This window comes from Mesorhizobium sp. BR1-1-16 (genome assembly GCF_020165495.1).
Taxonomy (GTDB): domain Bacteria; phylum Pseudomonadota; class Alphaproteobacteria; order Rhizobiales; family Kaistiaceae; genus Kaistia.
In genome coordinates this window covers 1-2,090 of sequence record NZ_JAIUIE010000028.1, presented here as the reverse complement: position 1 = coordinate 2,090, position 2,090 = coordinate 1, and the positions used below count along the sequence as shown (strand labels likewise).

Below are 2,090 nucleotides of genomic sequence, written 5' to 3'. Positions count from 1 at the left end.
CCTCTCAACCCCCGGAGCACACTGGGACGCACTGGCTTGCCGAGCCGCCGGCGCCGGCTCCGCCACAGGCGATGGCCTTCCGCCAGCGCACCGCTTTGCCAGCCATCGTCCCGCACCGCTGCAGACTGCCAGCGCGCCGGCGCCTGGCAGGAGCGCCCAGCAATCCGCCCGCGCGCGATCGTCTCGCGGAGAGACCAGCATGACCGCTCGCACACCGCCGCCCAGCGCACCCTGATCGATGGCGCTCGTATCGCACCCCCGCGACCGGACGCCGGGGACCCGATCACCATAGCTGAGGCCAGCACGGACGCCACATCCCGCCGATGCCGCGTTCGCGGCGGAGAATGATCAAAGGCAGGAAAAAAGGGGGCCGATGGCGAGCGGCCGGCAAGTCGCGCTTGACGTCCATGTCCGCGAAGAATGCCGCGTTGCCGGCCCGGCTCAAACCTTCTTCAAGAACTCGGTCTTCAGCACCAGCCCCTTGACCTGCTTGGTGTTGCACTCGACTTCTGCCGGATTCCCGGTGAGGCGGATACTCTTCACCGTCGTGCCGCGCTTGATCGTCTCGGATGTGCCCTTGACCTTGAGATCCTTGATCACTGTGACGGAGTCTCCGTCCTTCAAGACATTGCCGTTGCTGTCACGGACGTTCTCGTCGCTCATCGTTATTCCTGTTCTCGCGTGAAAGGCGAGCTGCCTCGATTGATGGAAGGGATACTTATCACGGGGCGGTTCCAAGCGAGCCGGCGGATGTCGGTCGAGGCCGCGACATTGCGCGTCGCGGGCGCATTCAGACGATACAAATCGAGGCGTTGCTGCAGCAAAATCTTCGCCGCCTGTCGCGAGATGAGATTGACTATCGGTCTCGAAAACCTGCCATTAGGGACCGCCGTCGGCGCCGAATCGGGGGACTCCCGCGCGCCGGCTGCTCTCGACCCGTCGCCCCGGCGGCGGTGGGGATCGCCGGCTCCGCCGGCATAGCGATACGGGGAAGGATTCACGTCAATGCGATTCATCACGATCGGGCTGGCCGCTGCCGCTATGGCGGTTGGCATGGCCGGTGCCTCGGCTCAGACCATGAGCTATTCCGATGCTGGCGCTCTTCTGGCTCAGAGCTGCGGCAAGGACATCACCAAATACTGTGCCAAGGTCAATCTGGGCGATGGTGCGCTGAAGGACTGCATGCTGTCGCAGAAGTCCAAGATCAGCCCGCAGTGCCTCACGGACTATCAGACTGTCGTTGCCTCGATCACCAAGCGGAATGCGGCGCAGATGTCTGTCGCCAAGCTTTGCAAGAACGACGTTGTCCGGCATTGCCAGGGTATGGTGGCCGGTGATGCGCATTTCTTGAGCTGCCTCAACGCGGCTTCGCGCGTCGTCACCGCTGCCTGCAATCAGGCGATCGTCGATGCGGGTTGGCGCTGAGCCGCGGCCGGAGGGAACAAGATCATGAAGAAGACCACGCTCGGCGGGCTCATGCTCGCCATCGCCCTGACGGGTGCCGCCGGTTCGGCGTCGGCCCAGACCGCGCTCGACTCGAACCAGATTATGCAGAGCCTGCAGAGTGCGGCGCGCGTTGCTCCGCCTGAATTGTCGGCTGCGCTGATCCGCAATGCCGTCCAGGAGCATATCAAGAATAATCCGGGCATGCCGATCACCTGGACGCCGCTCCAGCTTCTGGACGGCCTCGCACAGATCAATGTCCAGATTCAGTTCGCGTTGAACTCCGACATCATCCGTCCGGAATCCTATGCGACGATCGGTTCGATTGCCGATGCGCTGCACCACCCGGTCCTTGCCGGCTACAAGTTTGTCGTGACCGGCAACACCGACACGACCGGCGATCGCCAGAACAATCTCGTGCTCAGCCAGAAGCGCGCGGACGCGGTGCTGGCGGCGCTCGTGACAACTTATGGCGTCGATCCCACGCGCCTCGAAGCGGTCGGCCTCGGCGAGGAAAACCTGCAGGACACCAAGGATCCGAAGGATCCGCTTAACCGCCGCGTGCAGCTAATCAATATCGGCAAGTATCTGCCGAAATAGTTTTGGTCCTCGCGATCAGTCCTGCGCCGGGGGGGGGGGGGGGGGGG

At 63.6% G+C, this 2,090-nt stretch carries 3 protein-coding genes; 2 read left to right on the top strand and 1 reads right to left on the bottom strand.

All coding sequences use genetic code 11. The features are described from left to right. Window positions 1-441: 441 nt before the first annotated feature. Complete coding sequence (locus tag LB518_RS24575) at window positions 442-663, bottom strand: alkylphosphonate utilization protein (protein WP_224580522.1); 222 nt, start codon at window positions 661-663, stop codon at window positions 442-444. 342 nt (window positions 664-1,005) lie between these two features. Here LB518_RS24575 and LB518_RS24570 point away from each other — a divergent pair, with 342 nt between their 5' ends. Both LB518_RS24570 and LB518_RS24565 read left to right on the top strand, forming a co-directional pair. Beyond that, window positions 1,006-1,425 carry a hypothetical protein gene (locus LB518_RS24570; protein WP_224580521.1) on the top strand — a complete coding sequence of 140 codons (420 nt, stop codon included), beginning with the start codon at window positions 1,006-1,008 and terminating at the stop codon, window positions 1,423-1,425. Between the two features lie 24 nt (window positions 1,426-1,449). Next, window positions 1,450-2,043, top strand: coding sequence for an OmpA family protein (locus LB518_RS24565; protein ID WP_224580520.1), 594 nt, complete (start codon window positions 1,450-1,452; stop codon window positions 2,041-2,043). The last annotated feature ends 47 nt before the right edge of the window (window positions 2,044-2,090 follow it).

Bases quoted from the DNA above. Each gene is read 5' to 3' on its own strand.
- LB518_RS24570 (WP_224580521.1), top strand. From the start codon at position 1,006: ATGCGATTCATCACGATCGGGCTGGCCGCTGCCGCTATGGCGGTTGGC.
- LB518_RS24565 (WP_224580520.1), top strand. From the start codon at position 1,450: ATGAAGAAGACCACGCTCGGCGGGCTCATGCTCGCCATCGCCCTGACG.
- LB518_RS24575 (WP_224580522.1), bottom strand. From the start codon at position 663: ATGAGCGACGAGAACGTCCGTGACAGCAACGGCAATGTCTTGAAGGAC.